This is a genomic window from Desulfogranum aggregans (genome assembly GCF_055398265.1).
The window spans coordinates 2111051-2138037 of record NZ_AP042447.1 but is presented as its reverse complement, the minus strand read 5'-3'; the positions used below and the strand labels follow the sequence as shown (position 1 = coordinate 2138037).

General features: G+C 51.4%; 18 protein-coding genes. 13 read left to right on the top strand and 5 right to left on the bottom strand.

Annotated elements, in window-relative coordinates; all coding sequences use genetic code 11:
• Positions 1-101: 101 nt before the first annotated feature.
• The 4 genes from ACZ52Z_RS09570 to ACZ52Z_RS09555 all read left to right on the top strand — a co-directional run bounded on the left by ACZ52Z_RS09570 (position 102) and on the right by ACZ52Z_RS09555 (position 6151).
• Positions 102-1202, top strand: a complete 1101-nt coding sequence (locus ACZ52Z_RS09570) for an ABC transporter substrate-binding protein (RefSeq protein WP_464270512.1) — start codon at positions 102-104, stop codon at positions 1200-1202.
• Complete coding sequence (locus ACZ52Z_RS09565; protein ID WP_464270511.1) at positions 1199-3937, top strand: PAS domain S-box protein; 2739 nt, start codon at positions 1199-1201, stop codon at positions 3935-3937. The genes ACZ52Z_RS09570 and ACZ52Z_RS09565 overlap by 4 nt, the downstream gene beginning before the upstream one ends.
• A gap of 298 nt (positions 3938-4235) precedes the next feature.
• Positions 4236-5414, top strand: coding sequence for a multidrug effflux MFS transporter (locus ACZ52Z_RS09560; RefSeq protein ID WP_464270510.1), 1179 nt, complete (start codon positions 4236-4238; stop codon positions 5412-5414).
• Between the two features lie 179 nt (positions 5415-5593).
• On the top strand, positions 5594-6151 hold the full coding sequence (locus tag ACZ52Z_RS09555) for a DJ-1 family glyoxalase III (RefSeq protein ID WP_464270509.1): 558 nt from the start codon (positions 5594-5596) through the stop codon (positions 6149-6151).
• A 152-nt stretch (positions 6152-6303) separates the two neighbouring features.
• On the opposite strand, the gene ACZ52Z_RS09550 is transcribed toward ACZ52Z_RS09555, so the two are convergent.
• Both ACZ52Z_RS09550 and ACZ52Z_RS09545 read right to left on the bottom strand, forming a co-directional pair.
• Entirely contained in the window at positions 6304-7626 is a 1323-nt protein-coding gene (locus ACZ52Z_RS09550) for a putative sensor domain DACNV-containing protein (protein WP_464270508.1), read from the bottom strand.
• A gap of 5 nt (positions 7627-7631) precedes the next feature.
• Positions 7632-9455 carry a hypothetical protein gene (locus ACZ52Z_RS09545; RefSeq protein WP_464270507.1) on the bottom strand — a complete coding sequence of 608 codons (1824 nt, stop codon included), beginning with the start codon at positions 9453-9455 and terminating at the stop codon, positions 7632-7634.
• A 281-nt stretch (positions 9456-9736) separates the two neighbouring features.
• On the opposite strand from ACZ52Z_RS09545, the gene nadA reads away from it, so the two are divergent.
• Positions 9737-10795: a quinolinate synthase NadA gene (gene nadA / locus ACZ52Z_RS09540; RefSeq protein WP_464270506.1), complete on the top strand. Its 1059-nt coding sequence runs from the start codon at positions 9737-9739 to the stop codon at positions 10793-10795.
• 15 nt (positions 10796-10810) lie between these two features.
• Here nadA and ACZ52Z_RS09535 read toward each other — a convergent pair whose 3' ends face one another.
• The 3 genes from ACZ52Z_RS09535 to ACZ52Z_RS09525 form a co-directional block, all read right to left on the bottom strand.
• Complete coding sequence (locus ACZ52Z_RS09535) at positions 10811-11899, bottom strand: haloacid dehalogenase-like hydrolase (RefSeq protein WP_464270505.1); 1089 nt, start codon at positions 11897-11899, stop codon at positions 10811-10813.
• A 252-nt stretch (positions 11900-12151) separates the two neighbouring features.
• Positions 12152-14302 (bottom strand): SulP family inorganic anion transporter, encoded by a 2151-nt coding sequence (locus ACZ52Z_RS09530; protein ID WP_464270504.1) that lies wholly within the window; start codon positions 14300-14302, stop codon positions 12152-12154.
• A 24-nt stretch (positions 14303-14326) separates the two neighbouring features.
• Positions 14327-14950 carry a TetR/AcrR family transcriptional regulator gene (locus ACZ52Z_RS09525; protein ID WP_464270503.1) on the bottom strand — a complete coding sequence of 208 codons (624 nt, stop codon included), beginning with the start codon at positions 14948-14950 and terminating at the stop codon, positions 14327-14329.
• Between the two features lie 229 nt (positions 14951-15179).
• On the opposite strand from ACZ52Z_RS09525, the gene ACZ52Z_RS09520 reads away from it, so the two are divergent.
• From ACZ52Z_RS09520 to ACZ52Z_RS09485, 8 genes are all read left to right on the top strand, one after another.
• Positions 15180-16100 carry an HDOD domain-containing protein gene (locus ACZ52Z_RS09520; protein WP_464270502.1) on the top strand — a complete coding sequence of 307 codons (921 nt, stop codon included), beginning with the start codon at positions 15180-15182 and terminating at the stop codon, positions 16098-16100.
• Between the two features lie 264 nt (positions 16101-16364).
• On the top strand, positions 16365-17513 hold the full coding sequence (locus ACZ52Z_RS09515) for an iron-containing alcohol dehydrogenase (protein WP_464270501.1): 1149 nt from the start codon (positions 16365-16367) through the stop codon (positions 17511-17513).
• The gene (locus ACZ52Z_RS09510; protein WP_464270500.1) at positions 17513-18700 is read left to right on the top strand and encodes a two-component system sensor histidine kinase NtrB; all 1188 of its coding nucleotides are present in this window, start codon (positions 17513-17515) and stop codon (positions 18698-18700) included. The genes ACZ52Z_RS09515 and ACZ52Z_RS09510 overlap by 1 nt, the downstream gene beginning before the upstream one ends.
• Positions 18700-20037: a sigma-54-dependent transcriptional regulator gene (locus ACZ52Z_RS09505; RefSeq protein ID WP_464270498.1), complete on the top strand. Its 1338-nt coding sequence runs from the start codon at positions 18700-18702 to the stop codon at positions 20035-20037. Before ACZ52Z_RS09510 ends, ACZ52Z_RS09505 begins: the two co-directional genes overlap by 1 nt.
• A gap of 580 nt (positions 20038-20617) precedes the next feature.
• Positions 20618-21799 carry an iron-containing alcohol dehydrogenase gene (locus tag ACZ52Z_RS09500; RefSeq protein WP_464270493.1) on the top strand — a complete coding sequence of 394 codons (1182 nt, stop codon included), beginning with the start codon at positions 20618-20620 and terminating at the stop codon, positions 21797-21799.
• A gap of 762 nt (positions 21800-22561) precedes the next feature.
• The gene (locus ACZ52Z_RS09495; RefSeq protein WP_464270497.1) at positions 22562-24505 is read left to right on the top strand and encodes a sialidase family protein; all 1944 of its coding nucleotides are present in this window, start codon (positions 22562-22564) and stop codon (positions 24503-24505) included.
• Positions 24506-26146 (top strand): Lcl domain-containing protein, encoded by a 1641-nt coding sequence (locus ACZ52Z_RS09490; protein ID WP_464270779.1) that lies wholly within the window; start codon positions 24506-24508, stop codon positions 26144-26146.
• The gene (locus ACZ52Z_RS09485; RefSeq protein WP_464270496.1) at positions 26143-26964 is read left to right on the top strand and encodes an EF-hand domain-containing protein; all 822 of its coding nucleotides are present in this window, start codon (positions 26143-26145) and stop codon (positions 26962-26964) included. The genes ACZ52Z_RS09490 and ACZ52Z_RS09485 overlap by 4 nt, the downstream gene beginning before the upstream one ends.
• The last annotated feature ends 23 nt before the right edge of the window (positions 26965-26987 follow it).

The window sequence follows — 26987 nt, the reverse complement described above, 5'->3', positions numbered from 1 at the left end:
TCGGTAGCGTCGATGCACAATTATCCTATAGCTTCGGCCTGCTGTTATCAGCTCATGGTCCCACCTGTTGTGACGCACTTGGGCCACTAGGTATACCCTTTATGGCGAATGTAGTTCTGGTTCACTTCTCAGCACCCGACAGACGGCAGTTTTTTCTCACCGCACTGCTCTCCTCTTGCCTGGCCTTCGGCATCCTGCTTTTGTGCGTTGGCTGTTCCCCCCCTGACGACCAGAAAAAACAACCCTCTTCAACCACGACCACTACCGTTACAGTAGCACAGCGCCCAAAAATACTGTTGGTCAACTCCTACCATTATCAGTTTCCCTGGACCAGAGGCATAACCGCATCCATAGCTGATTATTTTCAGGTAATGCTCGATCAGCAGGGTATGGTCCTGTCTACTGAGCAAGGGACGGTTGAACTGAAAATAATCTACATGGACAGTAAACGCAATGCTGACGAAACCTCTGTTACCACAGCAGCTTTCCAGGCCAGGCAGACAATAGAAACCTGGAGACCGGACCTGTTGATCATCTCTGATGACAATGCTGCCAGGTACCTGGTGGCTCCCCACCTGGTCGGGAGTGCACTTCCCGTTGTTTTCTGCGGCATAAACTGGAGTGCGGACGAGTATGGTTTTCCAGCCGACAATGTGACTGGCATGATTGAGGTCCAGCTCATCGGCCAGTTACTTAACAGCCTGCGTCCATACGCCAAGGGCGATCGAATAGCCTTTCTCAAAGGCGATGATGCCTCTGCCCGAAAGGAAGCCGCATATTTTGAACAGTCTATCGGCAGGACGCTGGATAAACGTTTTGTTGGCTCCTTCCCCCAGTGGAAACAGGAGTACCTCCGTCTTCAGCAGGAGTGCGATATGCTGCTGATCGGTAATGCCGCTGCGCTCGGTGACTGGGATGCCGAGGCCGCGCGGCAACTGATCCATGAAAAGACACGGGTACCCACCGGCAACTGGGACACATGGATGGCTTCCTATGCGCTCATCTCCTTGGCAACCATGCCCGAGGAGCAAGGTCAGTGGGCTGCGCAAACGGCATTACGTATTCTGGAGGGTGCAGCACCCGCATCTGTACCCATTGCCTTCAATAAGTCGGCCACAATGTATCTGAATATGCGGCTGGCAAAACGCCTTGGCATCACGTTTCCAATGCAGATGATTGATCAAGCTATGCTGGTAGAATGATGATAAAGCATCAGTCTCTTTTTATTCGTCTCTTGAGTGTTCTTGCCGCGACCTTTGTGGTGACCTGGGCGGTTGTTCTCTATTTCGGTGAAAAAAAATTGACAACAATTGTTGATACCGAACAGGAGATTATCTACACCGATAAGTTGACCACCATCCTTTCCATCCTTGAGCTCAATAATGATAAGCTGGCCGAGACCGGTCTGGTCGACGCCTACAAGCAGGGGTTTCAGGAATTGGCGCTGCAGTCTGTTGCATCCAGTTTTTATCATACGAATTTTACCCCTGAATACCCTGTAATACTCGATTACAAAGGCGGAATAGTCCTTCATCCCACCCTGCCGGCCGGCGATATGTCTTTGGCTGACAAAGCATATGTGCAGGCCATCTTAAACCAGACCGAAGGAGAATTGGACTATGTCCATGAGCAGGAGGGGCCGAAATGGTGTGTGTTTCGGTCGTTTCCCTCGTGGGAGTGGGTGGTGTTGTTTACGGCTCCACAACATTACAAATACCGTGAGGTCAGTCAATTTAAACGGGAAATCAGCAGCCTGCTTGTTTTTATCTGCCTGGTGGCCCTGGTGGTTATGTCCCTTTTGCTCTACCGCGCAGTAATGCCCATCATCACACTGACCAAGGCCTCCAAGGCGATTGCCGAGGGAGACCTGGATATTGAGCTGACCAGTGATCGTCGTGATGAGGTGGGTGACCTGACCCGTCATTTTGGGCTCATGCAGGATGCGATTAAAAGGCAGATCAATGATATCGAACGGCAGAACAAGACGCTCAAGGAAGAGATCAGGCAACGAAAGCAGTCAACAGCGGCGCTGATTGAGAGTGAAATGCGCTACCGCGAAATCTTTAATACGCCGACAGATGCCATCCTGCTTATTGATGCACAGACCGGTGCGATTGCCGACGTGAACAGGGGCATGCTGGAGATGTTTGGTTGTTCCTATTCTCAGGCCATGCAGATGCAGCTCAAGGAGCTCCTGCCGGCAACGCGGCCATATTCCTTCAGGGATGGGCAGTTGAAAATAAAAAAAGTGATCGACGAGGGACCGCAGACTTTCGAATGGATGGGAAAAAAAGTGAACGGGGATACCTTCTGGATGGAGATATCGCTTAAGCTGACAGCATTTGGTGAAATCCAGTACCTGCTGGCCGTGGCCAGAAATATACACGAGCGCAAAGTTGCCGTCCAGGCCCTGGAAGAAGAACAGGAGCGACTGGCAGTCACCCTGCGCAGTATCGGCGAAGGCGTTATCGCGACCGATGAGAACGGTCGGGTAGTGTTGTTGAACAATATCGGTGAGGAGTTGACCGGTTGGCAGCAGAGCCGAGCCAGAGGAACCCACTTTCAAGATGTCTTCATGATCAGGTCACCGGCGGGAGAACAGAGTGATCAGCACCTGATAAAGCAGTTGATTGAAGATGGCAGCTACCAGCAGGAGGACGTAATCCTGGTCAGCCACAGAGATCGGCAAGAGAAACATGTAGCCTTGAGCGGGGCGCCGATTAAGGGACGCGATGGAAAGGTCTATGGTGCGGTAGTCGTTTTCAGGGACATCAGCGATACCCTGAGAATGGAAGCGGAAATGCTCAAAATGAAAAAGCTTGAATCCATCGGTGTCCTGGCAGGTGGGCTGGCACATGACTTTAATAACATTATTTTTGGTATCCAGGGAAACATTCATCTTGCCCTCTCCACCCTGGAAGCAGGCAGTAAGGTTCGCGGCTATCTGAAGGCAGCAGATAAGGCGACTGTCCGTGCGGCGGACCTGACCCAGCAACTGCTCACCTTTGCCAGGGGAGGGGAGCCGGTGAAAAAAAGCATTTCCCTGGCTTCCTTGCCCGCAGAAGCGGCACGGTTGGCCATCGGAGAGGCCGAAGTTGAGCTAATCTATAATTGTGCTCCCGACCTCTGGCCTGTGGAGGCAGACAGCTCGCAATTGTCGCAGGTTTTTCAGAATATAGTGAGCAATGCGGTGCAGGCGATGAGCCACGGCGGGGTAGTGACCATAACTGCTGCCAATCACCACCTGCTTGAGGGAGAGGGTGATTCTCTGCTGCTGCCCGGCAAGTATGTGCACCTTACCATTAGCGATCAAGGAGAGGGCATACCGCCAGAGCATCAGGAAAAAATCTTTGACCCTTATTTCAGCACCCGTAAAAAAGGGCAGGGGCTTGGGCTTGCCATATGTCACTCAGTGGTAAAGAATCACGGCGGCACCATTACCGTTGACTCCACTGCCGGCCAGGGAACGACCTTTCATCTATATCTACCGGCAGCAACGCATTTGCCGGAGCAGCAACCACTCCCTGTTGCTCCGCTTAAAGATGATGATAGAAGAAAAAAATGTGTTCTGGTCATGGACGATGAAGAGATGATACGTCGCCTGGTAACCGAAATTCTCCAGCAGGAGGGCTACGTGGTCGCCACTGCAAAGGATGGTGACGAGGCCATCGCCATATACCACCAGATGCAGGAGGCGGCTTCACCACCGGATGTGGTGATTATGGATCTCACTGTCCCTGGTGGCAAGGGGGGAAAGGAAGCGGCCAGGGAGATTCGAAAATTTCATCCACAGGCCCGGCTCATTGTTTCCAGTGGGTATTCCAATGACCCGGTACTGGCCCATTACCGGGAGCACGGATTTTGCGAAGTCCTGCCCAAACCGTATCGGCGAAATGACCTGTGTTGTTGTGTGGCCACCGCGATGAACCAGGGATGACCAGGACCTGGAGCCCCTTTCGGAGGGGCCTCCGCTTGCCGAGCATGCGTGTTTGTCCCGGCGGGACGAATCCAGACAAGGTTACAGTTCTGTTCAGGATCACGGCTGTTTTCATGTGCATGCCCCATTCTGTTGTTTATCTTTTTCCTCCTTCACTGTAGGGTTGGTGCTTTTTTTGCTGCATGCTGCGCACAGCGTGGATTCGGAATGCGTTCAAGCGGCATATGGCAATGTCTTCTGCCAGGTGAACCAAAACTCATCAGGTGGAGATATATTTTTTCCCTGTTGCGAGGCATCGTTGAAGTTAATCTCCTGGCCCATACTCCTGTTTTCCCTGTTGGCGGCGTTTCCCCCGCTCTCCACCGACATGTATCTGGCGGCCATCCCTCTGCTGGTCAAAGAGTGGCAGCAGCCGCTGGTCATGGTAAACATGACCCTGGTAGGTTTTTTTGTCACCTATTGCGGATGCCTGCTGCTCTATGGGCCGCTTTCGGACAAGTATGGGCGCCGTCCGCCGCTGTTGACCGGCATTGTCCTCTACATTGTCGCCTGTCTGCTGTGCGCCATGTCCATGAATGTGCACATGTTGATTGTTTCCAGGGTGGTACAGGGTGCCGGCGCGGCAGCGGCCTCTGCCATTGTGTTTGCCATCTGCAAGGATCTGTTCAGTGGTGCCCAGCGGCAACGTGTATTTGTGCAGATTGGGGTGATTGTTGCCGCTGCACCGGTGATTGCACCTGTCCTGGGGGCATGGGTGATGGAGTTGCTTTCCTGGCAATGGGTGTTCCTGTTGCAGGCCGGCATGGCGGTGGTGGCCCTTGCCGGGGTGTGGTTGATGGACGATTCTCTCCCTCTACAGGAAAGGAGGACAGAGGGGGTGTTGCTGGCCTTTGCCAGTTATGGCAGGCTGTTGACCAACCTGCCGTATATGCTGCTGTTAACGGCTCTCTCTATTTTCGGCATGCCGGTATTTGCCTTTATTGCCGGGTCATCTGATCTGTATATAACCCGAATGGGGTACGATGAGCGGCAGTTTGGCTACTTTTTTGCCCTGAATGCCATGGCTTTTGTTTTTGCGCCGTTGACTTTTTCCAGGTTGGCGCGTCGCTATGACCCGCACCGCATGATTCCGCTGGCGTTTCTGGGCATGGCTATCTCATCCTTGGGATTTCTCTGTACTGCGCTACCCATGCCGTGGCGCCTGACCGGCCCCATGTTCGTGGTTACCTTCTTTTTTTCCTTCTGCAGGCCGGGAGGCAGCAACCTGATACTTGAACAGGTTGATCGCGATGCCGGGGCCGCTTCATCGCTCATGGTTTTCTCCTATTTCCTGACCGGGTCCCTTGCCATGTGGTTTTTCTCCCTCGAATGGAGCGACAAGTTGTCTGTCCTGTGCATGATGACGGTTGTCCCGGTGCTCTGCTCCCTGGTGCTGTGGGTTGTATGGCAACGAATGAGGACGGTGCAGGGCGGGTGAACAGCGAAACCGGAGGAGTGGCACAATCGCTGCTTTTTTTTATTTGCAATTGCTCGGCTCTTGTTGAACTATCATGCAGACGAGGTCTTTACCGATTTTCCGCAACAGTGGGTTTTCCGGTCTGCGGCATCGGTGAGGAAAAATCCAGGCTTTCCCATTAATTACAACGAGGTACAAGAATGGATATTAAAGTATTGGTGCCCCTTGCAGACGGCATAGAGATGGTCGAGGCGCTCAGTATTGTAGACGTTTTTCGGCGAGCAGGTGCACAGGTGGACACGGCGTCGGTAAACGAACTGGTCATTACTTCCTCGCATAATGTCAAGATTGAGGCGGACAAACGGATTGAAGAGTGTGCTGACGAAACCTATGACCTGGTGGCTGTACCAGGGGGGATACCGGGTGCTGAGAACCTCCGTAACTCAACTGTGCTGGCTGAGATCCTCAAAAAACAGGCTGCAGAAAAGAAACTGTACGGCGCGATCTGTGCCTCTCCGGCGGTTGTCCTCAAGGAACACGGGCTGCTGGAAGGAAAGAACGCCACCTGCCATCCGCTATTTATCGATCAACTTGCCAGTGATGCCTATGCCGCAACCACGGTGGTGACTGACGAGAACTGCGTTACTAGCAGGGGAGCGGGGACGGCGGTAGAGTTCAGTTTGGAAATGCTGGGCATGCTCATGGGCGATGAGAAGAAACGGGAAGTGGCCGCAGGAATGGCCATAGAACTCGAGTAGAAGGTATACTGCCCTTAGGGTTTTTCGTCGCGTTGCTGCGAGGTTTACTCGGCTCTCCAGCAGAGGTGCGGCGCCCTTGGAGGGAAAAGTGGGTCAGCCCTCTGCAGTTCATGCAGGGGGTTGATCCTTCTTTCAGCAGTATGGATGCCCGCTCAATTGTCCTCAGTAAAAGTGGTTGAGGTTAGGTCCCAGCAGGTCACAATGCCGTTTCTCCATTTGGCGAGTTGCACTCCGCCGTCCTGGCTGACCACCAGGGCCATTGCGTGATGCAAGGCATTGCAGAGGTGGTAGACCGAACGATGCCTAGAACCTGAACCTTCAATTTTGTTCAGGCTTACCAATTTTCCTTCTATATCGCTGGCCAAGGCTATCTCGGTCACTTGGTCCAGCGAGCCGACTATCATTCCGCCAAAACCGATGGCACCGTTTTTGGTAACCACAACCGCTCCGTCTACGGCCGCCAGGCTGGCTACAAATTGCGCGTGTTCGTAAATCGCCTCTTCGAGATCATAGATGACCTCATTACGCAGGGCTACATAATCGTGCCAGGTAACCAGCCGATCCGGGTCGTTCGGGTCGCCCAGGGCGGTGGTTACCGTCTCGATGATTCGTAGAAACAGTCGTTTCTGACGACCGATGGCTTCATCCTCGACAAACCGGTATTTGAGTTGGATGTGTTCGTCGTTTGCGATGCCCGGAGGGGTATCTTCGGGAAATATAAGAAAGGTGCCACCATGGTTGGCCATGCGGGCAACACTGATAATGCGTTTGAGCATCTGTCCCTGCAGTTTTTCGACAAAATCCTCTTCGATCCTAGCCATCGGCATGGACGAGTGGGTACGCAATCGTTCATGGGCGGCAAGCAGTTCTTCCCTGGCATCGGCAAACAGTTTTTTCATCCACACCGCCTGGAATACATTGGTAGAGGCGTTGATAATCTTGCCGGCACTGAGCACGGCCAGGTTTTTGATGCCGCAACTGACGGTCAACATGCCGGGGCCATGCACATGGACGACCAATGAGTCAGGTAGCTGGTTTGGCTGTTTGGCTCCCCCTCGTTCGCTTTGCAGCCATCTGGTGCCCGAATTGATCAGCCCCCAGATAAGGAGTTCTCCCTCTTTAGTGTATTCCACGCCGACCAGTGATCGTTCGAAATCAACAGCTGGTGATAGTCGGCGCAGCTCATATTCATTAAAGGGTCTGGTCGTAGAGAATATCAGGCGGAGAAAGCCCCGTGGCGGTCCTTTATCCGATGGAAAAATATCAGGAGAAGCAATGATGAGACGGATGGAGACCGGTCTATTTTCTTCACGCATCATGCTGACCTGGTAACAGGTGGACAGCATTTCCTCCAATACCTTCAATTCAGGCAGGGGGGGGAAGGGGCTGTGACCCGCCCGCTGCATCTTCTTTTCGCGCAAGGATTCCCATTTTTCGATAATGAGCGGGACTAATTCTGATGGATAGACATGCATGACAATTAGCCAGTAGGGGGGGACGTGTGAGCTGGTTGTATTGTTGTAAGCACCGGAGGCGGAGTATTGACGGGAAGGTGCACACTGAGTTGGGGAAAAGGTATCTCCCAGTCATTTTCCGTAGCACACTGGACGCACCACTGGTTCAGCGTGCGTTCAATGCGTTTGGAAATATCAGCGAGTTCTCCTTTGAAATCCGCAAGGATGATCAAGTCGAGTGAGGAGCTATTGGCCTGGCAGAATTCAACCCGAATATTGAGACACTGCTCTGCCCACTCCTGGATTTCTATCTGCTGTTGCAGGTATTCTTTGAGGATCGCTGGAATGGATGAACAGATCTGCTCCTGCAGAGAATAACTGACCCCAAACACCACCCGAAGGCGAAAATTTCGTGAGAGGTTTACCGGACACTCGTCAAGAAACACCCGGGTGGGGTAGGTGACCCGTTTGCCGCCCCGCTGTACCAGTTCGACCTGTTCGTGGGAAAGGCTGACAACGCGACCCCGGGGAGCGCCGCCGACAACTACCCAGTCCCCTTTTTTACATGGGAACCACGGTTCATCATGGTGGTGTGGTCGAGAGGAGAGGCCCACCAGGCTTTCGATGGGGATGCGCAACTGGACGTCCAGGGTGGGATTTTCCAGTATGCAGAAGACATTGAGTGAGCGCACCCTCCATGGAACATCGTAGAGAACGAGTCGTTCGCCTTCACGAACCGAGCCTATATTGAGCATCAGTCGTCCTTGCTGCCATAAACGGGGCAGGCCTTGGCGAATGGTCCAGAAAACGCCAAGAAAAAAGATAATGGCCATGCTGAGCAGGAACCAGTCTTCAGCAAGGTAAAGAACGAAAAACAGTCCTGCCACAGCTAAAACGATAGAGGCAACCTGAAAGATGATATCCAGCAGACGCAGCTGAAAGGAACGCTGCTTCGACTGGCGGAGCTTGTGCAGAATAAAGACGAAAAGACGGTAGAGTAGGCGGCAAGAGAGCAAAACCGCAACAAAGGTGAGCAGGGCGACAATCAGGTAGAATCCCCGGTCTCTGAAAAAGGCGCGAACGGTGTGGCGGGAACTCTCCACGAGCGAGCGTTCAGTCTGGTGCAGTTGGTCGAGTTCCAGCTGTGCCAGTTCCAGTTTGTTTTGCAGTCGCTTTTCTATATTTTTCCATTCCGGGAGCAGGGCTTTAACCTGCATTTTCATTTTGTTGTCAGTGGCGTTTTCAAGAACGACTTCAAGGTGGGCTACTGCTTGGTGAGCGGTTTGCGAGAGGGAGGAAAATTCGCTGATGGACTCCTTGAGGCTGCTTTTTTTTCTGGCCCTGATGGTAAAACGTTTGAGTTCTTTGATTGCCGGTTCAACCAGACTGGCCAGCTCTTCTTTCCATTGAAAGGTTTCAGGCTTTTTTTCTACAAAAAGAGCCGATTCGACCCCGGTGGCAATACGTTCAAAATCGGCGGACGTTTCGGAAAGTTGCTTGTCCAGTTGCTCCAGTTCCTGGGCAAGGTTGGATTTTTCGGTCTCTGAATTGCTCTGTTTATATTTTTTCTGCGTGAGCTGTATCTGTTCCTGGAGGCTGTGCTGCAACTCAAGCAGAGAAGAGAGCATTTCCATGGTTTCCTCCACCTCCTGACCGGATGGTATGGAGGCGGCAGGAGCCTCGACTATCTGCTGGTTGAGGTTGGTGGGTTGCTCGGCAAAGGCAGGCTTTTCCCACTGGAAAAGAAAACAACAGCCAATGATGAGGAGCATGATCGCTGTTGGATACCGATGTACATCAAAAACCCAGCAGAGAAGCCGCTGACAGGAAGAATGGTAAAGTGGTTGCATAATGTGGTATATTACCTGGTTTAATGCATATAGTGCATTACATTATTTACATTAAGGCTGGCATTGTTGAAAAGGAGCAGGTATACACCCCAGGTGGACTGCCTGAAGTGCGCTGCTGGTACCAGTGGAACATGGGGCATGTATTCGGCATTGCTCGGCAACCTCTCATACTCCGCCAGGAAAAGGGGCATTTTTTCTTTCCTGGCGTGCCTTTGGAGAAGAAGGTGCAGGGAATGACAGGTTATGACAACAATATATTAAGTAAGTGAAGTAAACGAACTATGGAAACCGCATTACCCAAAAAAGAGGCCGATGTACGTATACCTGAAGTCAATATTCCCGCTCATCCGGAGAAGAAGGCCCTATCTGCACAAGAGAAGGCGGAGCTGAAGGATAAAATAAAACGATTGCTCAAGCAGGAAGATGCTGTGCTTGTCGCCCACTATTACACTGACGGCGACTTGCAGGATCTGGCCGAGGAAACCGGTGGCTGCGTTGCCGATTCCCTGGAGATGGCACGGTTTGGTACCCAGCACCCTGCTTCTACGTTGGTGGTCAGTGGGGTCCGTTTCATGGGCGAAACCTCGAAGATTCTCAATAACGAGAAACGGGTGTTGATGCCGGATCTTGAGGCCACCTGCTCGCTTGATGAAGGCTGTCCTGCCGATTTGTTTAGTGATTTCTGCGATAAACACGCTGATCATACCGTGGTGGTATACGCCAATACAAGCGCGGAGGTAAAGGCCCGGGCTGACTGGGTCGTCACTTCCGGTATAGCCCTGTCCATTGTAGAGCACCTGGCAAAAAAGGGCGAGAAGATACTCTGGGGGCCGGATAAACACCTGGGACGTTATGTACAGCGTTTAACCGGGGTGGAAATGCTTTTCTGGCCAGGTGCCTGTGTGGTCCATGAAGAGTTTAAATCCTTTGCCCTGGAACGAATGCGAAAAATACATCCTGATGCTGCAGTGCTGGTTCACCCCGAGTCGCCACAAGCCATTGTTGATCAGGCGGATGTGGTTGGCTCTACCACCGCCATGATCAAAGCTGTGCAATCAATGCCCAATGAAAAATTCATCGTGGCTACGGATGCCGGTATTTTTAATAAGATGAAGCAGCTGGCCCCGGGAAAAACGCTGATCGAGGCACCGACCAGCGGTGAAGGGGCAACATGTCAAACCTGTGCGCATTGTCCCTGGATGGGGATGAACAGCCTGGAGAAGCTGGCATGGGTCCTGGAAACCGGTGAAAATGAGATCCTGGTATCACCGGAGTTGGCCGAAAAGGCCAAACTGCCCATTCAGCGAATGCTCGATTTTGCGGCCACAATGCGGAAGTGATGGCGTTGTCTTTTCTTATGCGCCGAGCGTGTCGGTTGACGGTCGAAACTGCCCGGTGCTGGTGTCGATTCCCTGCAGGAGATACCGCTCATCGCCGTATAAGGAACTGATGATACCTGTCTGGTTGCGATTGATAATCAACCGGACAGGTACATGAGGAAGGGTGAGCATCTCGTAATCTGTATCAGCATCCCCTGCCACCAAGTGGGGAGTCTTGCCGATATACTTCGTAATCACTTCCACTTTCCCCTCTCTGAAGGTCACCGGATACTCCGGAAGATCGCGATGACTGAGCACGTCGCCGTCATCAAGTTCCACCCTGATACCGTAGATGTTTTCCGGATGAACAGCAAAGCCTAGTTTTTTTGCCGTCGCCTTGACCAGCCAGTCCGTACTCGCGGAAATAATATTGCACTGGACGCCCGAGGCGGTGAGCCAGTTGACCAGGGATTGCATTTCGGCAAAGGGTCTGAGGCCCAAGGCATAGGAACTGGTTACGCCACCGATTGGCCCATCAAAGTCTGCGGAAACCGCTGCTGTTTCCAATGGTTCTTCGGCAAGCGAGTCGATGACCTCTTCCGCCAGTGCACGTAACTCGACGGTGGTATGCCCCGCAAGGAGCTTTGCCATCAGCGGGAGGACATAGCGTGGCCCGAGTGCTGGGTCCTGGCGGGCTTTTTCGGTAAACCAGAGCAAGAGCGCGGTGAACTGCCTGTGCGTGGTAGTTTCGATAATGTCTTGCTGCTTGTTTTTTCGTATTGATGACCAGAGAGAGGTGTAAAGTGTCGACAGGGTATCGACAATCTGCTGCATGGGCCTGTCGGCAAGCGATTTTTGCTCTTCCGGCAGAAGGGACGTGAAGAGCTGGGGAGGGATCTTGTATTGCAGGGTCAGCAACTGATGACGAAAGACGGCCTGTCCAATATCGCGGAATATACAGGTATTATCAAAATCAAAGACCGCAACCGGCTGTTTTCCGGCAGGTGTGGAAAACAGTTCGTTCATTGTCTTGAGAATATACTGGTGATTGGCCGGGTACCATCTCCCCGCAGGCAGGCAGTCGGCATCGGCAGCTATGTGGGGTTCTCCTTGTGAGTGGTTCATTTGCTGTTCATTGTCGTAGAGGAAGTTTCTGTGGGAGCACAGTATGGAAGGCGTTTCTTACACCAGCGGCATATATTACGATAATAGGCCGGCAAATGCTTGAGTTTTTTCATCGACTACAGACCTAACCGCCAGAGAAAACCGTTGAGGCATATGGATTCCGGCCGATCGGATGTAAAAGAAACGGGCGCCTCAAAAGAAGCGCCCGTTGGGTGTAGCGTCAGCTGCTAAAAAATCCCGAATGACTGAGGACTAGCGCGGGATGTATTGGGTCAAGGGGCAATTTTTACACCCTTCTGACGGCAGATCGGTATTGTCGTGGACCTTGGAAATGATGTCAGCAACGGCATCCTTGGTGGTCGGGTAAAAGTTTTCACCACCGATTTTCTCAAAAAGATGGGTGCGATCCAGTACCTCCAGGATCGGTCCCTTTGCATTACATACGGCAAAGCCTAAGCCGGCAGCATGCATACGGGAGACGATCAGAGCCAGTTCTTCCTCACCAGAGGCGTCGATATCATTGATTCCGCTGGCATCCAGTAGGATGTAGCGGAGGTCGGGCATCTCGGTACGGAATTTAATGATCTGTTCGTCCAGGTAGCTGGCATTGGCGAAGAAGAGTGCGCCATCAAAACGAACAACTGCAATGTGTCGGCAGCCACGAAGACGATAGTGCTCCATGCTTTGCAGAGAGGCATCTTTGTGCATGGATAGCTTGGCAACAACCGGGCGCATGGAACGGTAGAGAAAAACACCCATGGAAAGGGCGACCCCTACCATGATCCCTTTATCCAGGTGCGGTGCATAGGCCAGAGTGACGATAAAAGTGATGATGGAAATGATACCATCATGCTTTTGCGCATGCCAGGCATGGACAAAGCCTTTGGTGTTGACCAACCCGATGACCGCCATCATGATGACCGCCGCCAGAACAGCCTGTGGCAGGTGGTAGAGCAGTGGAGTAAGGAACAGCAGGGTAATGACCACCATAATGCTGGTTACGACCGAGGAAACACCCGATACCGCTCCGGCCTGCAGGTTGACCGCTGAACGGGAGAACGATCCGGAAACCGCGTAAGAGGAACCGATGGAGCCGAAGATATTGGCAAGTCCCTGGCCGATCAACTCCTGGTTGGGGTCAAGTTTTTGTCCTGTTTTTGCGGCCATGGCCTTGGCAATGGCAATCGCCTCCATAAAGCCGAGCAGGGAAATGATGATGGCTGTTGGCAGCAGTTTTAAGAAGGATTTAACGGAAAGCTGGGGAATGGTCAGGGTGGGAAGTCCTTCTGGAATTTTTCCGACAATGGCTCCGCCGCCCATCATTTTGAGCTCTTCAGGGTTGAGCGGGGAGTTGGATACCTTGATCCTCCATGTACCGCCATCGGTGGTGATGCCGGTCGGAACCTGCTCCTTGGGATAAAAGGTATAGTGGTCAGCTTCGACAACTGCTTCAAACTTAAGGTCACGGAGGTGTTTACGCAGCTCATGGCTGTGATGTTTTTCCTGGGAGATTTTCGCACTTAGGATGGTGACTTGGTTCTCCAGGTTGATAATATCCAGAAACGGTCCATGTCCGGTGACCGTTTTCTTCAGGGCATCTATTTCCTTGCCGATTTCCGCACGTTCGTTACCCAGTCGTTTGATCTCTTCAACGCTGTGATTAAAAGAGGTGATGGTCTGCTCAATCCCTTCCAGTTCAATGGTCTGGTAGGGGACAGTAGCATCCTTGTTGAAACCAGTATAGTAGGAGATAAGAGTGGTGATCGCTACCGCCACCAGGACATTGGGAATACGGGGGTTGATTTTTTTCAATACAACCATGATGGTCACCGCCCCGGCACCAAATGCAAGCGTCGGCCAATGGGTATAATCAAATGCAGCCTGGACGACCCTGATCATTGTTTCGTAGTGGTGGGGTGCTTTGTCGACGTATACACCGAAAAATTTAGAAAACTGTGAAGAGGCGATGATAATCGCTGCCGCATTGGTGAAACCGTTGACCACCGGGTGGGAAAGAAAATTAACTACCAGGCCCAGACGAAGAACCCCGAGGGAAAATTGAAAAATTCCCACCACCAGAGCAAGCACGATGGAGTAGGTAATAAACTCAGGGCTGCCGGCGGTAGCCAGTGGTTCCAGCGATGCGGCTGACATGAGTGAGACCACGGCAACCGGACCGGTTGCAAGTTGGCGGCTGGAGCCAAAAAGGGAGGCTACCATGGGCGGCAAAAAAGCAGCGTAGAGTCCATAATAGGCAGGTAGACCGGCCAACTGGGCATAGGCCATCGATTGGGGAATAAGTACCAGGGCTACCGTCAAACCAGCCAGGAGATCAACTTGCAGGTTTTTGGCATTATAGCCTTTAAACCAGCCGAGAAAGGGAAAGATTCGTGTGAGTAGCATAATTGAGGTTTCCGTCGTCTGTAATTAATTGGTTGGGTTTTGCAGCATGCTTCGGCACGATTCGATGAGGTCGTCGTACACGGCATCTGCCCGGAATAACTTATAGGTGTTGAACCGAACGAGCCCATCCACCAAGGTAAATATGAGCAGCGCCTTTTTGGAGGCGTTGACCGTTTTGATTGAACGATCCTGTTGGCCGACCAGGATAGCTTGTTCAAAAATGCTAATGAGTCCGGAGTAGAGTTCCTCCAGATGGTTCCAGCATTTGGGGTTGTCCTCGGCTATCTGGTAATAGTGATGACGGTGCAGGAGAAGAAAACGTTCCTCCATCTTGTGGGTCTGGGAAAGGTAAAAGGAAATGGCTCCCTCAACCATGGCCATCCCGTTGGAAAATTCCTGGTTTTCCAGGTGCTGGGTGAAACTGCGGATGAACTCTTCCTTGAAATTTTCCAGTACTTCCAGAAAAAGCTCTTCCTTGCTGTGAAAATGATAAAAGATGGTGCCGTCAGCAACACCGGTAGCCTGGGAGATATCGTTGATGGACGTGTCCCAGTAACCGTGTTCTGAAAAAAGCTTGGTTGCCTCGCGGAGAATAGCTTCTTTTTTGCTGTGTAGTCGGGGCATTGCAGAGAGAAGGTCAATTAGCATTTTTGACTGAGTGCTCATTCAGTTTTTACTGTCGGCAATAGTTTTCGTCAAGAAAATTTCAAGGTATCAATAAAAGTGATTGATTTGTTCGCTCGCTCTTATAGTGCTTATCTTTATGAAATAATGTGGTTTTTTTGATGGGTTGTCGTTCTGTTGCAGGGGAAATTTTCCTGGCAGAAATGGGCTTGAGGGCGGCTCAAGGCGGAGGAAAAGATAGTGTGAGAACTTGTTGAGTTTATGGTATATTGACCGTCTTAATCTCAACCGGCTTTCAATTATCGCCATTCCTACCTTTACCTGTTGTCGCATAATGTCACAATCCGGGAAGTTTGCAGAAACTGTAAAAAAATACATAGAGTCAGAGAAGCTATCACTTCCTATCTTTGACCCCGTCGCAATGCGGGTACAGATGGAGCTGATCAAGAAGGACCCTGATGTACGCAAGATAGAAAAGATTATCATTGCCGACCAGTCGCTTTCCAGCAATATTCTCAAAGTCGCCAACTCCGCTCGCTACGGCGGGCTGGTAAAGACTACGACTGTCAGATCGGCCATCGTCCGTTTGGGAACTACCGAGATCGGCAACATTATTTTGCTGGATATGAACAGGAGGTACTATAGAAGTAAAGATCCCAAAAACAGGGTGATTATGAAGAGGCTCTGGCAACATTCGGTTGGCTGCGCGTTTGCTGCCGGCTGGTTGTCCAAACGTTTGGATTTTGGGGTTATGCAGAATGAGGCATTTTTTGCCGGACTGTTTCATGATGTCGGCAAGCTGTTGATTCTGGTAGTGATAGAGCAACGAACCAAGAAGGAGCGGAACACACGCATCGACAGTGCCCTGCTGCAGGAGGCGATGACTGTCCTGCACCCGGAGCAGGGGGCCAAGCTGATGAAGCAGCTTGGGCTGCCCGAGGAAGCCTGTCATATCGCTCGGGAGCATCACCAGTCGCAACTGGAGAAGGATAACTATCTGCTGTTACTGGTTCGCATGGCCAACCATGTTTGCCATTATCTTGGGATTGGCATGAAGCACGAGGAGGAACTCGACCTGCTCGCAACTGAGGAGGCCGGTATGTTGAATTTGACTGCTGAGGACATCGACGACTTGCAACTTTTTCTTCACAGCACCCCCAGTCTGGCAGACTGATCCTGCCGCGCAGAAATACAATCTGCGCAATAGTTCCGGACCTGTTTCTGGATGTAATTTCACCTTGCCGTAATATCGTTTGTTTTTTATTCTTATACGCTATATTCCCAAGGCTGTTTCTGTTTTCTTGTTTGGTGGCTGCTGTATTTGCCCAGAGCAGAGCGTGAACGCAGAATGGGATGAATGTGCTGATGCCGAGAAGCGCACGGTAGGCTTGTTGACCGGCTGTTTTTCCCCAGCACTTGGCGCCAAAGGAGCATTTGTATGGAAATAACAAAATTTGCTGTCCCGGAGATAATATTCGGGCGCGGTAGTCTGAACTATGCTGGTATTTGCGCCCGCCGGCTGGGAGCAAGAAAAGCTTTTCTGGTCAGTGACGAGGGCATTGAGAAGGCCGGCTGGCTCCAGCGTTTGATGGATATTCTGGAAAAAGAGGGGATCGAATGGGTGTACTATCCAGGGGTAACCTCCAATCCGCGTGACTACCAGGTGGAGCAGGGCGCCGAGTTGTATCGAAAAAACGGTACTGATGTCATCATTGCCATTGGTGGGGGCAGCCCCATGGACACGGCCAAGGGTATCGCCATTCTTGCCAGCAATGGGGGGAAAATAAGAGATTATGAGGGAGCAAACAAGGTCGAAAAGCCGTTGCCGCCAATGGTGTTGATTACTACCACTGCTGGAAGCGGTTCGGATGTCTCCCAGTTCTGCATCATAACCGATGTGGAACGCGAAGTGAAAATGTCGATTATCACACGCACCCTGGTACCTAATATTTCCATCGTTGATCCGCTAATATTGCGGACCAAGAGCGAAACACTGATTGTTCAATCCGCCTCTGATGCCATGGCGCATGCCATTGAGGCCTATCTTTCCCGGATTGCGTCGCCGTTTACTGAAATGCATTCGCTGAAGGCGGTGGAGCTGATATATAAAAATCTTCATCATGCCGTGGAAACACGGTCACTTGATGCGCTTGAACAGCTCAGTTCCGCTGCTGTGTCCGCTTCAATGGCTTTCAGTAATGCAGGGCTCGGGGCAGAGCATGCCCTTGCCCATTCCCTGGGGGGGCATTTTGATATGAGCCACGGTGTTATCCACCCCATTTTACTGACCGAAGTCATGCGGTTCAATTTGAAGTACAATATCCAGAAGATGGCGGATATTGGTCGGATTATCCTGGGGGGGCAAAAAGGGTCGGACCTTGATACTGCGCTCCAAGGGCTGGATAAACTGGATGAGTTTTTTGCCTCTTTAGATGTTTCTTTGCGCTTGCGCGATATTATTGATGAAAGCAAGAAATCGGAGATGGAACCGATCTGCAAGATGGCGGTCAACGATGCCTGCAATCTGACTAATCCTGGAACCTTTTCCTGGCGTGATTTTCTCAAGATATGTGAGGAGGTGTGGTAATGGTAACAACCCTTCACGATTTGATAGGAATCGAACACTGCAAGCAAGGCTTTTACCAGGAATTGCAGCAGAAGGTGGAGCAGCTGAAAACCTCCAACGTGGAATTGGATAAAGGTCGCAAGGAGATGCAGGCTGTACTCGACGGCATTACCGACCTCATGGTTGTCCTTTCAGAGGATATGCGTATCCAGCGGATTAATCATGTTTTTTGTGAATGGTTTAATGATTCTGATCCGGTGGGGAAATACTGTTATGAGGTATTTCGCGGGAACATGACGGTATGTGACAGCTGTCCGGCCATCAAATCCCTTGATCGGAGTGAGATCGTCAAGGAGCTGGCGATATACAAGGTGAATGGTAAATTCAAACAGTTTGAGATTATCGCCTCTCCCTTGAAAAGTGAACCAACGGGAGAGCGGCAGGTGCTGCTGTTTAAGCGGGATGTGACCATGGAAAAGGAGTTCCAGGCACAGTTTTACCAGGCAGAAAAAATGGCTACCGTTGGTACCCTGGCTGCCGGGGTGGCTCATGAAATCAATAATCCCCTGGCCGCAATCAGCGGCTTTGCCGAAGGCCTCAAGCGTCGTTTCAGCAAATTAGAAGGGCAACTTGACCAGGACCTGAAGGCAGACTTTGCCGAATATGCAAACACCATTATCCAGGAGTGCGACCGCTGCCGGGACATTGTGCAAACCCTGCTTACGTTTAGCAGGCCGGTGGCATCAAGTCTTCGTCCGGTGGATATCAATCGTTCGGTAAAGGATACCTTGTTCATTCTGCAGCATCACCTCCGGGACCGGAGAAACCTCGAGGTGGAGACACAGCTCTCAGAGGGACTTCCGTTTGTAATGGGTGACGAATCGCAGCTCAAACAGGTGATCATCAACCTGTTGACCAATGCCTTTGATGCTACGGTGGACGGGGGGAAGATCCTGGTTTCCACCAGGGAAAGTGAAAACAGCAGGGTGGAGTTGGCTGTTGAAGATACGGGCTACGGTATTGCACCGGATGTTATTGATAAGTTGTTTGAACCATTTTTCACAACCAAACCGGTAGGTAAAGGCGTTGGGATTGGTCTTTCCACCTGCTACTCCATTGTGAAAAACCACCATGGCGAGATTGTAGTAAGCAGTGTGGAAGGTGAGGGGACTTCCTTTCTTGTAACCCTGCCAGGAATGAGAGAATAATGCCCATTGAAAGATACAATGTTTTGGTGATTGACGACGAGGAGCCTATTCGTCGTCTTCTCCAAAAAGAGTTGCGTGACGAGTACCGTGAGATTCTCACTGCAGCGGACTCCCAGGAGGCGCTGAGGATGATAGCTGAAAACCATTTTACGGTTATCATCATGGACCTCAGGCTTCCTGATGTGGCCGGGCTCGATCTGCTGGTCAAATTTCGTGAAATGCTGACCAATACCGAAATCATTATGATCACCGGGCACGGAGATGTGGATACTGCGGTGGAGGCGATGAAGCTGGGTGCATATGATTTCATACGTAAGCCCTTTAACCTTGAGCGGCTCGATTTACTGGTCGCTAAAGCGCACCAGAGTGTAGTCCTTGCCAGGGAGAACGCGATCCTGCGCCATAAAACCGGCAGCGATGAAGAGGATATTGCCTTTATCGGCAACTCAAAAGCCATTAATGAGATCATGTTTTTGGTCAATAAAGTCGCTCCAGCACGCATTCCCGTATTGATTACCGGCGAGTCGGGAGCGGGCAAGGATGTTATCGCCCGACTGATCCACATGCGCTCCACCTGCTGCGCTCAACCCATGATCATAAAAAACTGCGCTTCCTTGCAAAAGGAGTTGGCTCGTAGTGAACTCTTTGGCCACATCAAAGGAGCATTCACCGGTGCCGACGATACCCGAGACGGTCTGTTGGCTTTTGCGGACGGCAGTACCCTTTTTCTTGACGAGATAGGGGAGCTGCCTATGGAAGTGCAGGCGTCTTTGCTTCGTGCCCTGGAAACCCAGACCTTTCGACGGGTAGGGGAGAAGGAGGAACGGAAGGCTAATATCCGTTTTCTTTTTGCCACCAATCGTCACCTTGCCGAGGAGGTGGAAAAAGGAAGGTTCAATGAGGCCTTCTATCATCGGATTAATGCCTTTAATATCCATGTGCCGCGACTTGCTGAGCGCAAGGAGGACCTGCCGTTGCTGGTTGATTATTTTCTGACAACACTCAATACCGACGGAACATCGTACCGGATGGTGGAGAGCGCCATGAACTGTGTGCTCAGCTATGATTGGCCTGGTAATGTCAGGGAGTTGCGAAACGTGTTGGAACGTTCCATGATCTTGGCGGAAAATGGCATTATTACGGAACGGTGCCTGCCTCGTGAGCTTGTGGAAAGGGCTGTAGCAGAGGGTAATGCCCTCTCGTTGCAGTCAGTGGAGCGGCAGCATATCATGAAAATGTTGGATATGTTTGAGGGCAACAGGCAAAAAACCGCTGAAACCCTTGGTATAAGCCGTAAGACACTCTATCGGAAATTGTTGAACTATACCGGAACCTAAGTAGATTTACGCTTTTCTATATCTGGTTTTGTTCGGTATGCCCTCGGCGCAGGACGTGATGTATTTTGCCTTGTATTACCGGCGCTGAGTGGAAAACACCGGCTTGTTCCATCCCTTTTCTGGTATCTCCAAAGGTATTTTCTCCACCACTGGTAAACTATCAGCATAGCTCTTGCGTGTTGCTCATCCGGTTTTCTGTGCAGTTTCTGCACACCCGCCAATGCCGCTCGGCGAGGAAAAATATGCTGTTGTGAGTGGTGCTTTTCCTCTCCCCCCCCCTTTCCTTCCGGTCATTCTGACGCAAAGAGCCTTTTTGTTGGGTCATTTTGAGACATTGTTTGTAACTGGCTAAATTCATGTGGTTTATTTGACGACCGCATTGAGTTTTTAGTCGTTTGTCGTTTGCCCGGGATAGCGTTATTGTCCCCTGCAGGAAGAAGAGTATAGATGCAATCAATTGAAATGGTATGGTTTTTTACTTTGGCACGCAGGTTGCTAGGCCTAGAGGGTACGCGCTGTGTTGGATCCACACGCCTGAAGCTTGTATTTCATCAACTTACATTGAGAGGAAGGTTTCATTATGGCAATTCGTGAAGAAGTATACGGTTATTTCATTCCCAGCGTTACCCTGATCGGTATTGGTGCCTCCAAGCAGATCCCTGCCAAAATTAAAGACCTGGGCGGCAGCAAGCCCTTAATCGTTACCGATAAAGGTATCACCGGTGCCGGCATCACCAAACAGATCACTGATCTGCTTGATGAAGCCAAAATGGACTACGTCGTCTTTGATGATACCATTCCTAACCCGACCGACACCAACGTGCACGATGGTGTTGATATCTACAAGTCCAACAACTGCGACAGCCTGATCACCCTTGGCGGCGGAAGCTCCCATGACTGCGGTAAAGGCGTAGGCCTTGTTGTCGCCAATGGCGGCAAGATTCACGACTTTGAAGGCGTTGACAAGTCAACCAATCCGATGCCTCCGTACGTAGCGGTCAATACCACCGCCGGTACCGCTTCTGAAATGACCCGTTTCTGCATTATCACCGATACCAGCCGTAAGGTGAAGATGGCCATCGTTGACTGGCGCGTCACCCCGGGTATCGCCCTTGACGATCCGCTGTTGATGATGGGTATGCCGCCAGCGCTGACTGCAGCGACCGGTATGGACGCCTTGACCCACGCTGTTGAGGCCTATGTATCCACCATCGCCACCCCGATGACCGACTCTGCCGCCGAAAAAGCGATTGAACTGATCGCCACCCACCTGCGCCCAGCAGTTGCCAACGGCGACGACATCGTAGCCCGTGAAGGCATGTGCTATGCCCAGTACCTTGCCGGTATGGCCTTTAACAACGCCAGCCTTGGTCACGTGCATGCAATGGCGCATCAGCTTGGCGGATTCTATGATCTGCCCCATGGTGAGTGTAATGCCATCCTGCTGCCGCACGTAAGCCGCTTCAACCTGATTGCCAAGATGGATCGTTTCGTCAAGATTGCTGAATTGATGGGCGAGAATGTTAACGGACTGTCTCCGCGCGATGCAGCCGAGCTTGCCCTTGAGGCAATCACCAAGCTGTCCACGGATATCGGTATTCCTGCGGGCCTGGTTGAGCTTGGCAAGCGGTATGGCAAGGATGTCAAGGCGGAAGACATTGACACCATGACCGGTAATGCGCAGAAAGATGCCTGTGGTCTGACCAATCCGCGCTGTCCGAGCGATATGGACGTGGCTGCGATTTATAAGGCTGCACTGTAAGAGGTTGATGAGAAGCCCGCTCACCGCTGCCTGTGACATTTCGGGCGGGCTTTTTCTGCCGGTGTATGGAGTATGACCGGCATGTGGCAAACGGAGAGAGTGTCCGGCGTTATGGGGCGCCATGCTTGCTCCGTTTGCTTGGTCATGTGATGCAGGAGCCATTCTCCTTACCCTTCTGCATCGCATGATCACCACGGCACCCACTGTTTCCCCTGTTTTACGGATCGTTAACTCCTGTTTTCCCCCAACCGGAGAAACCGTATCCGATAGAAAAGCCTACTCCTTTTTTTTGAAAGTGAGGACAATAACTGTAACAGGTGTGATGTCCTCACTTTTATGTCCTGTCACAAAGCCTCACGTCCCCCGGCTTTTTTTGCCTGTATTCTCCACCTGTAAACGCATAAACTCTGGCGGCAGTTGAAACAGCAGTAATCCCAGGGGGGAGCCTCCACTTCTCCTAGTTTCATTATTGCAAGTACTTCGCAAATTCCTGGTTGAAAAGCACCACCACCCCTGTTTCAAATGCACCACTTTTTTCTTGCTAGGAAAGAAAATTACTACAGGGGTAATTGAAAATTGCAGCAATAATAGTTGGTTGTATGGAATTGGGTGAAGATGGCGTGAAACCTGCAAGGGAGGTGTCAGCAAGGATCCAGCAAGCAAAATACCATACCTGAAAAAGTACCTTTGAGGTCGGAAACGATGCATCGACCATTCGCTCTACTCCATCCGTTTCCATGTTTATGTGGGGCGGTTCTATGTTTGATGATTGCAACCGTCTCTCATGTATCCGCCGAGCATTGGGAAAGGCAGCAGGTCCCTGAATTTGGTTCCATGCTGATCGGGATATGGGGAAGTGCTGCTGATAATGTATACATCGTCGGTACACAAAGAAATGGAGTGCTCCACTATAACGGCAGCCAATGGCAGGAAGTCGAAACGCCCTCTCGAACGACACTCAATGGAATATGGGGCAGTTCGGCAGCAAATATTTTTGCCGTAAGTAATCAGGGACCGATTCTTCATTTTGACGGTAACCAATGGAGTGAGCAGGAAACGCCCCTGCCGGTCTACGCGCCATCGGAACTGTACGGCGTAGGCGGTCTTAGTGATGGAGATGTTTTTGCCGTAGGCAAGTATCCTCGTCAAGTGGGCTCTCAAATCGATAACAGCATCATCCTTCGTTACGATGGCCAAAGATGGTACGAGATGGATGATCCGACCCTCAATGAGCTGTACGGTATTTCTAGTGTTGGTGAGAAGCTCTTCGCCGTTGGTAGCCATGGTACAATCCTGGTTTTCGACCAGCAGCAGCGATGGGTCAGCATGGAGAGTGGAACAACTGCTTTTCTCCTTTCCGTTTGGGGGAGTAGTTATGACAACGTGTTTGCAGTAGGCGGCGCAGGCAGGATTCTTCATTTTGATGGAAACCAGTGGAGTGCGATGGACAGCGGCACGAACGAATCGCTCTATCATGTATGGGGATCATCCCCATATAATGTCTATGCCGTTGGCTATGCAGGCACCCTCCTGCATTATGATGGAGATAGCTGGCATACCATCGATACAGGAACAGCGAATATTCTACGTGGTGTATGGGGGAGTTCAGCGAACAGTATCTTTGCTGTTGGTGGTAAGGAGACCATTCTGCATTACAACGGTTCGACCTGGTCTAAGATGGCAGCGGTGACTCGTCTTGATATTCTTGACATATGGCCCTTCTCGCCAAGTAAAGCCTTTGCCGTCGGCCAGCTCGCCAACCAATTATCTTCGAGTGGAGTTGTTCTTGAGCTTGATGGGCGCAACTGGACTCAGAGCAGATACCTGCCAGAGGACTTCCCTAAAGCCGTGTGGGCAGGTGGCGCCGAAGATGTCTTTGTCGTCGGCGTGGGTAAAGGCAGTGGAGGGAACCCCGTTGGCATGGCGTACCACTACGATGGTGACCAGTGGCGGAAAATGGATGTACCGTCTGTTAATCCTCTTTTTGCCGTTTGGGGATATGCGTCGGATAGGGTTTTTGCCGTGGGGTCGGAAGGAACCATACTCCACTATGATGGAAGCAGCTGGACCTCTATGCATAGCGGCGTGTTTTCAAGTTTTTATGGGGTGTGGGGTAGTTCTGCCGCTGATGTCTATGCTGTTGGCTCCGGAATAATCCTCCATTACGACGGTCAAAGTTGGCAACCCATGGAATGTCCGACTGAAAGGACACTATTGGCTATTTGGGGAGAATCAGCTCAGCATGTCGTGGCTGTGGGGGAGCAGGGGACCATACTCCACTATGATGGGGAAAGCTGGACGCCTATGACCTCTGGGGTTGGGGTCGGTTTGACTGGAGTGTGGGGTGCAGGCCCGCAGAATATATATGTGGTTGGGGAGGAAGGGGCTATTCGACACTATAATGGTACGTTATGGCCAGCTGAGGACAGCGGTGTCGAAGAATTGCTGCATGCCGCCCGTGGAGTACACCTCGGCAAGTTGGGCCATCATGTCTTCGCTGGCGGGGTAAATGGCAGTATCATGCGCCGTGGCCATTACACCTATGCCACACAACCCGGTACTGTCCGGTTGCCAAAAACAGGACAGACAACAAGCTATGCGCCGGGGGACGATGGTGAACTTCAAGTCGGTCTTGCCTGGCCTGAGCCACGATTCTCTGACAATGGAGATGGGACTGTCACCGATCATCTGACCGGGCTGATGTAGCTGGCGGATGGCGGTTGCCTGGGAAGGCTGACCTGGCATCAGGCAATGGAAACGATACTCACCTTTAACAGCACGCCAGGCGAATATCCTTGTGCAGGATATGCTGCCCAATATACCGACTGGCGACTTCCCAATGTAGTTGAACAGGAAAGCCTGGCGGATATGCAATTTTGCAGCACCGGAGCAAGGCTGACCGAGGTGGGGGCTTTTGAAAATGTCCAGCACCTTTATTGGACCTCTACCAGCTTTGATTTCAACCCTGCATATGCCTGGGAAGCCTCGATTGGCGGCTTGTGGGATGTCGGTCAGGATAAACCGTGGGTGATGTGCAATGGCGGAATAGGGAACAGAGAAAAGAATTTTTTTGGCAATCCGAAGGTTTATCAGATTCCTGCCGTGCTTGCGGTACGGGGGGAAAGTGATGGGCCTGCCCGACTATGGAAAACCGGGCAGGAAACATCCTACACTGCCGGAGATGATGGCTCGTCACAGATAGGGGTAAGCTGGCCGCAGCCCCGATTCATAGACAACCATGATGGGACGGTGACCGATAACCTCACGGGGCTCATGTGGTTCCAGGATCCCCATTGTTTAGACGTTCACAGTTGGGAGGAAGCGGCTGATGCTGTTGTCCAGCTTAATAGTAAGCCAGATTTCTTTGGCTGCGCAGCATACTTTGCAACCTACAATGACTGGCGCTTTGCCAACCGTAAAGAGCTGCAGAGTCTGCTGGATTTCTCAACATCGAATCTGGCCCTGCCGCACGGATACAAGGAGGCGTTTCCCTGGCTGGATTCACCCGGAGCAGACGATCATTTTTGGACCTCAACAACCTTAAATGATTGCAATGGCGTCTGGGCCTACAGTTTTGAGCCGTATGCCCAGATACGAGGCGGCGGGGTGTTGGGATTCTGGGAAAAAACACGGACGTTTCAGGTTTGGCCTGTTCGGGGGAGCCCAACGCTGTTTGTTACCCCTGGCAGTCACGATTTCCGCGCCATTCCTGCTGGCAATAGATCCGAACCTGCTGTCATTACCATTGCCAATCGAGGCGCCCGGGAAGTTACCGTCTCAATGATTGCTCTTTCAGATACCAGTAATTTTGTCCTCAACAGCAACGGTGGTCCGTCCCCTTGCGGCGATATCGAGCCTACCCTTACACCGGATGCGAGCTGCACCGTGGAAGTCACTTTTACTCCGCAACAGAGTGGGAGCTTTGCAGAACAGCTGGCGCTACGGTTTGCAGGAGAATATGAGCAGAGCTTTACCGTTGCCTTTTTGGGCTATAGTCCACATCAACCCGGTGGCCCTTGTTTTCTTGTCAAAGCCGTTCAGGGAACACCGCTGGCAAATAAAGTGAATGTGCTCAGGGAAATTCGTGATCGGTATCTGCTCACCAACTCCATGGGCAGGAGGGTAGTGGAGTTGTATTACATCCTCTCGCCCCACCTTGCAGCAAAAATTGATAACCACCCATTGCTGCAAGCAATAGCTCGGCGGATGATTGCCGGTGTTGTTCATGGCTGGGAATTCACCCATCGGACCGAGATCTACGACCAGGAAAATACAGAGAGAAAAAACACATCCCCCTTATTTATTTCCACAGAAAACCAGGCATATATGCATCGGAGGCAAACATGAAGAGGTATATTATGATGGTACTGGTCCATTGCATCGTTCTTTCCGGCTGTGCTACACGGGAGTATGTGGATTCACAGATTGCTCCTATTAGGGAAAAGCAGCGGAAGCATGAGGTATCGTGTTGTGAAGCGCCTGTCGAGACGCCATTTCTCGATATTAACCGCGATCAAAGGGTCTCTCGGGAGGAATTCGATCAGTTTGTGGTGGCACTCTTTGAGCTCGTTAAAAGAAAACTAGATTTAAATGGGGATGGTACCGTTTCCAGTGAGGAGTTTTTTCATCGGCGGTCCACACTGCGCTATATATTTTTGGCAAAAAGTATGGATACTGATGCCGACGGCTGGATCACCTCCACAGAGTTTAAGGCGTATCACCACCAGGGATTCCAGAAAATACTGGCCGCCTTTGATGCCGACGGTGATAACCGGATCTCTGAAGAGGACTTTGTTTCGCATAATCAGAAGAAGTTTGCCGTGGTAGACCAAAACGATGACGGCAGCCTTGATCTGACGGAGATAAACGCGGTCCTGCAAAAACTGGCTGGGCAAACCGAGGATAAGGGTGCCACCTATTGGCAATACTGCTACAAGCCGCATAACCCTGAATTTTGTCTGTCACACCCGAAATATGCTCCCCCCCTGGTTCTTGGTCCCGGCAATTCCTGGGGCGGCGTCTGGCCGAGTAATCCGGATCCAGATAATGGAGATGCGCCTCCTCATGAGTGTCCTGTGGATGATCTTTTTGAAGAATGTCATGAGCCATGGGACCGAGCGACAACGGGAAAGTCCAGGTCGTCCCTGGATTTCTTTTACGAGTAAGATGAAATCCCTGAACGGTTACC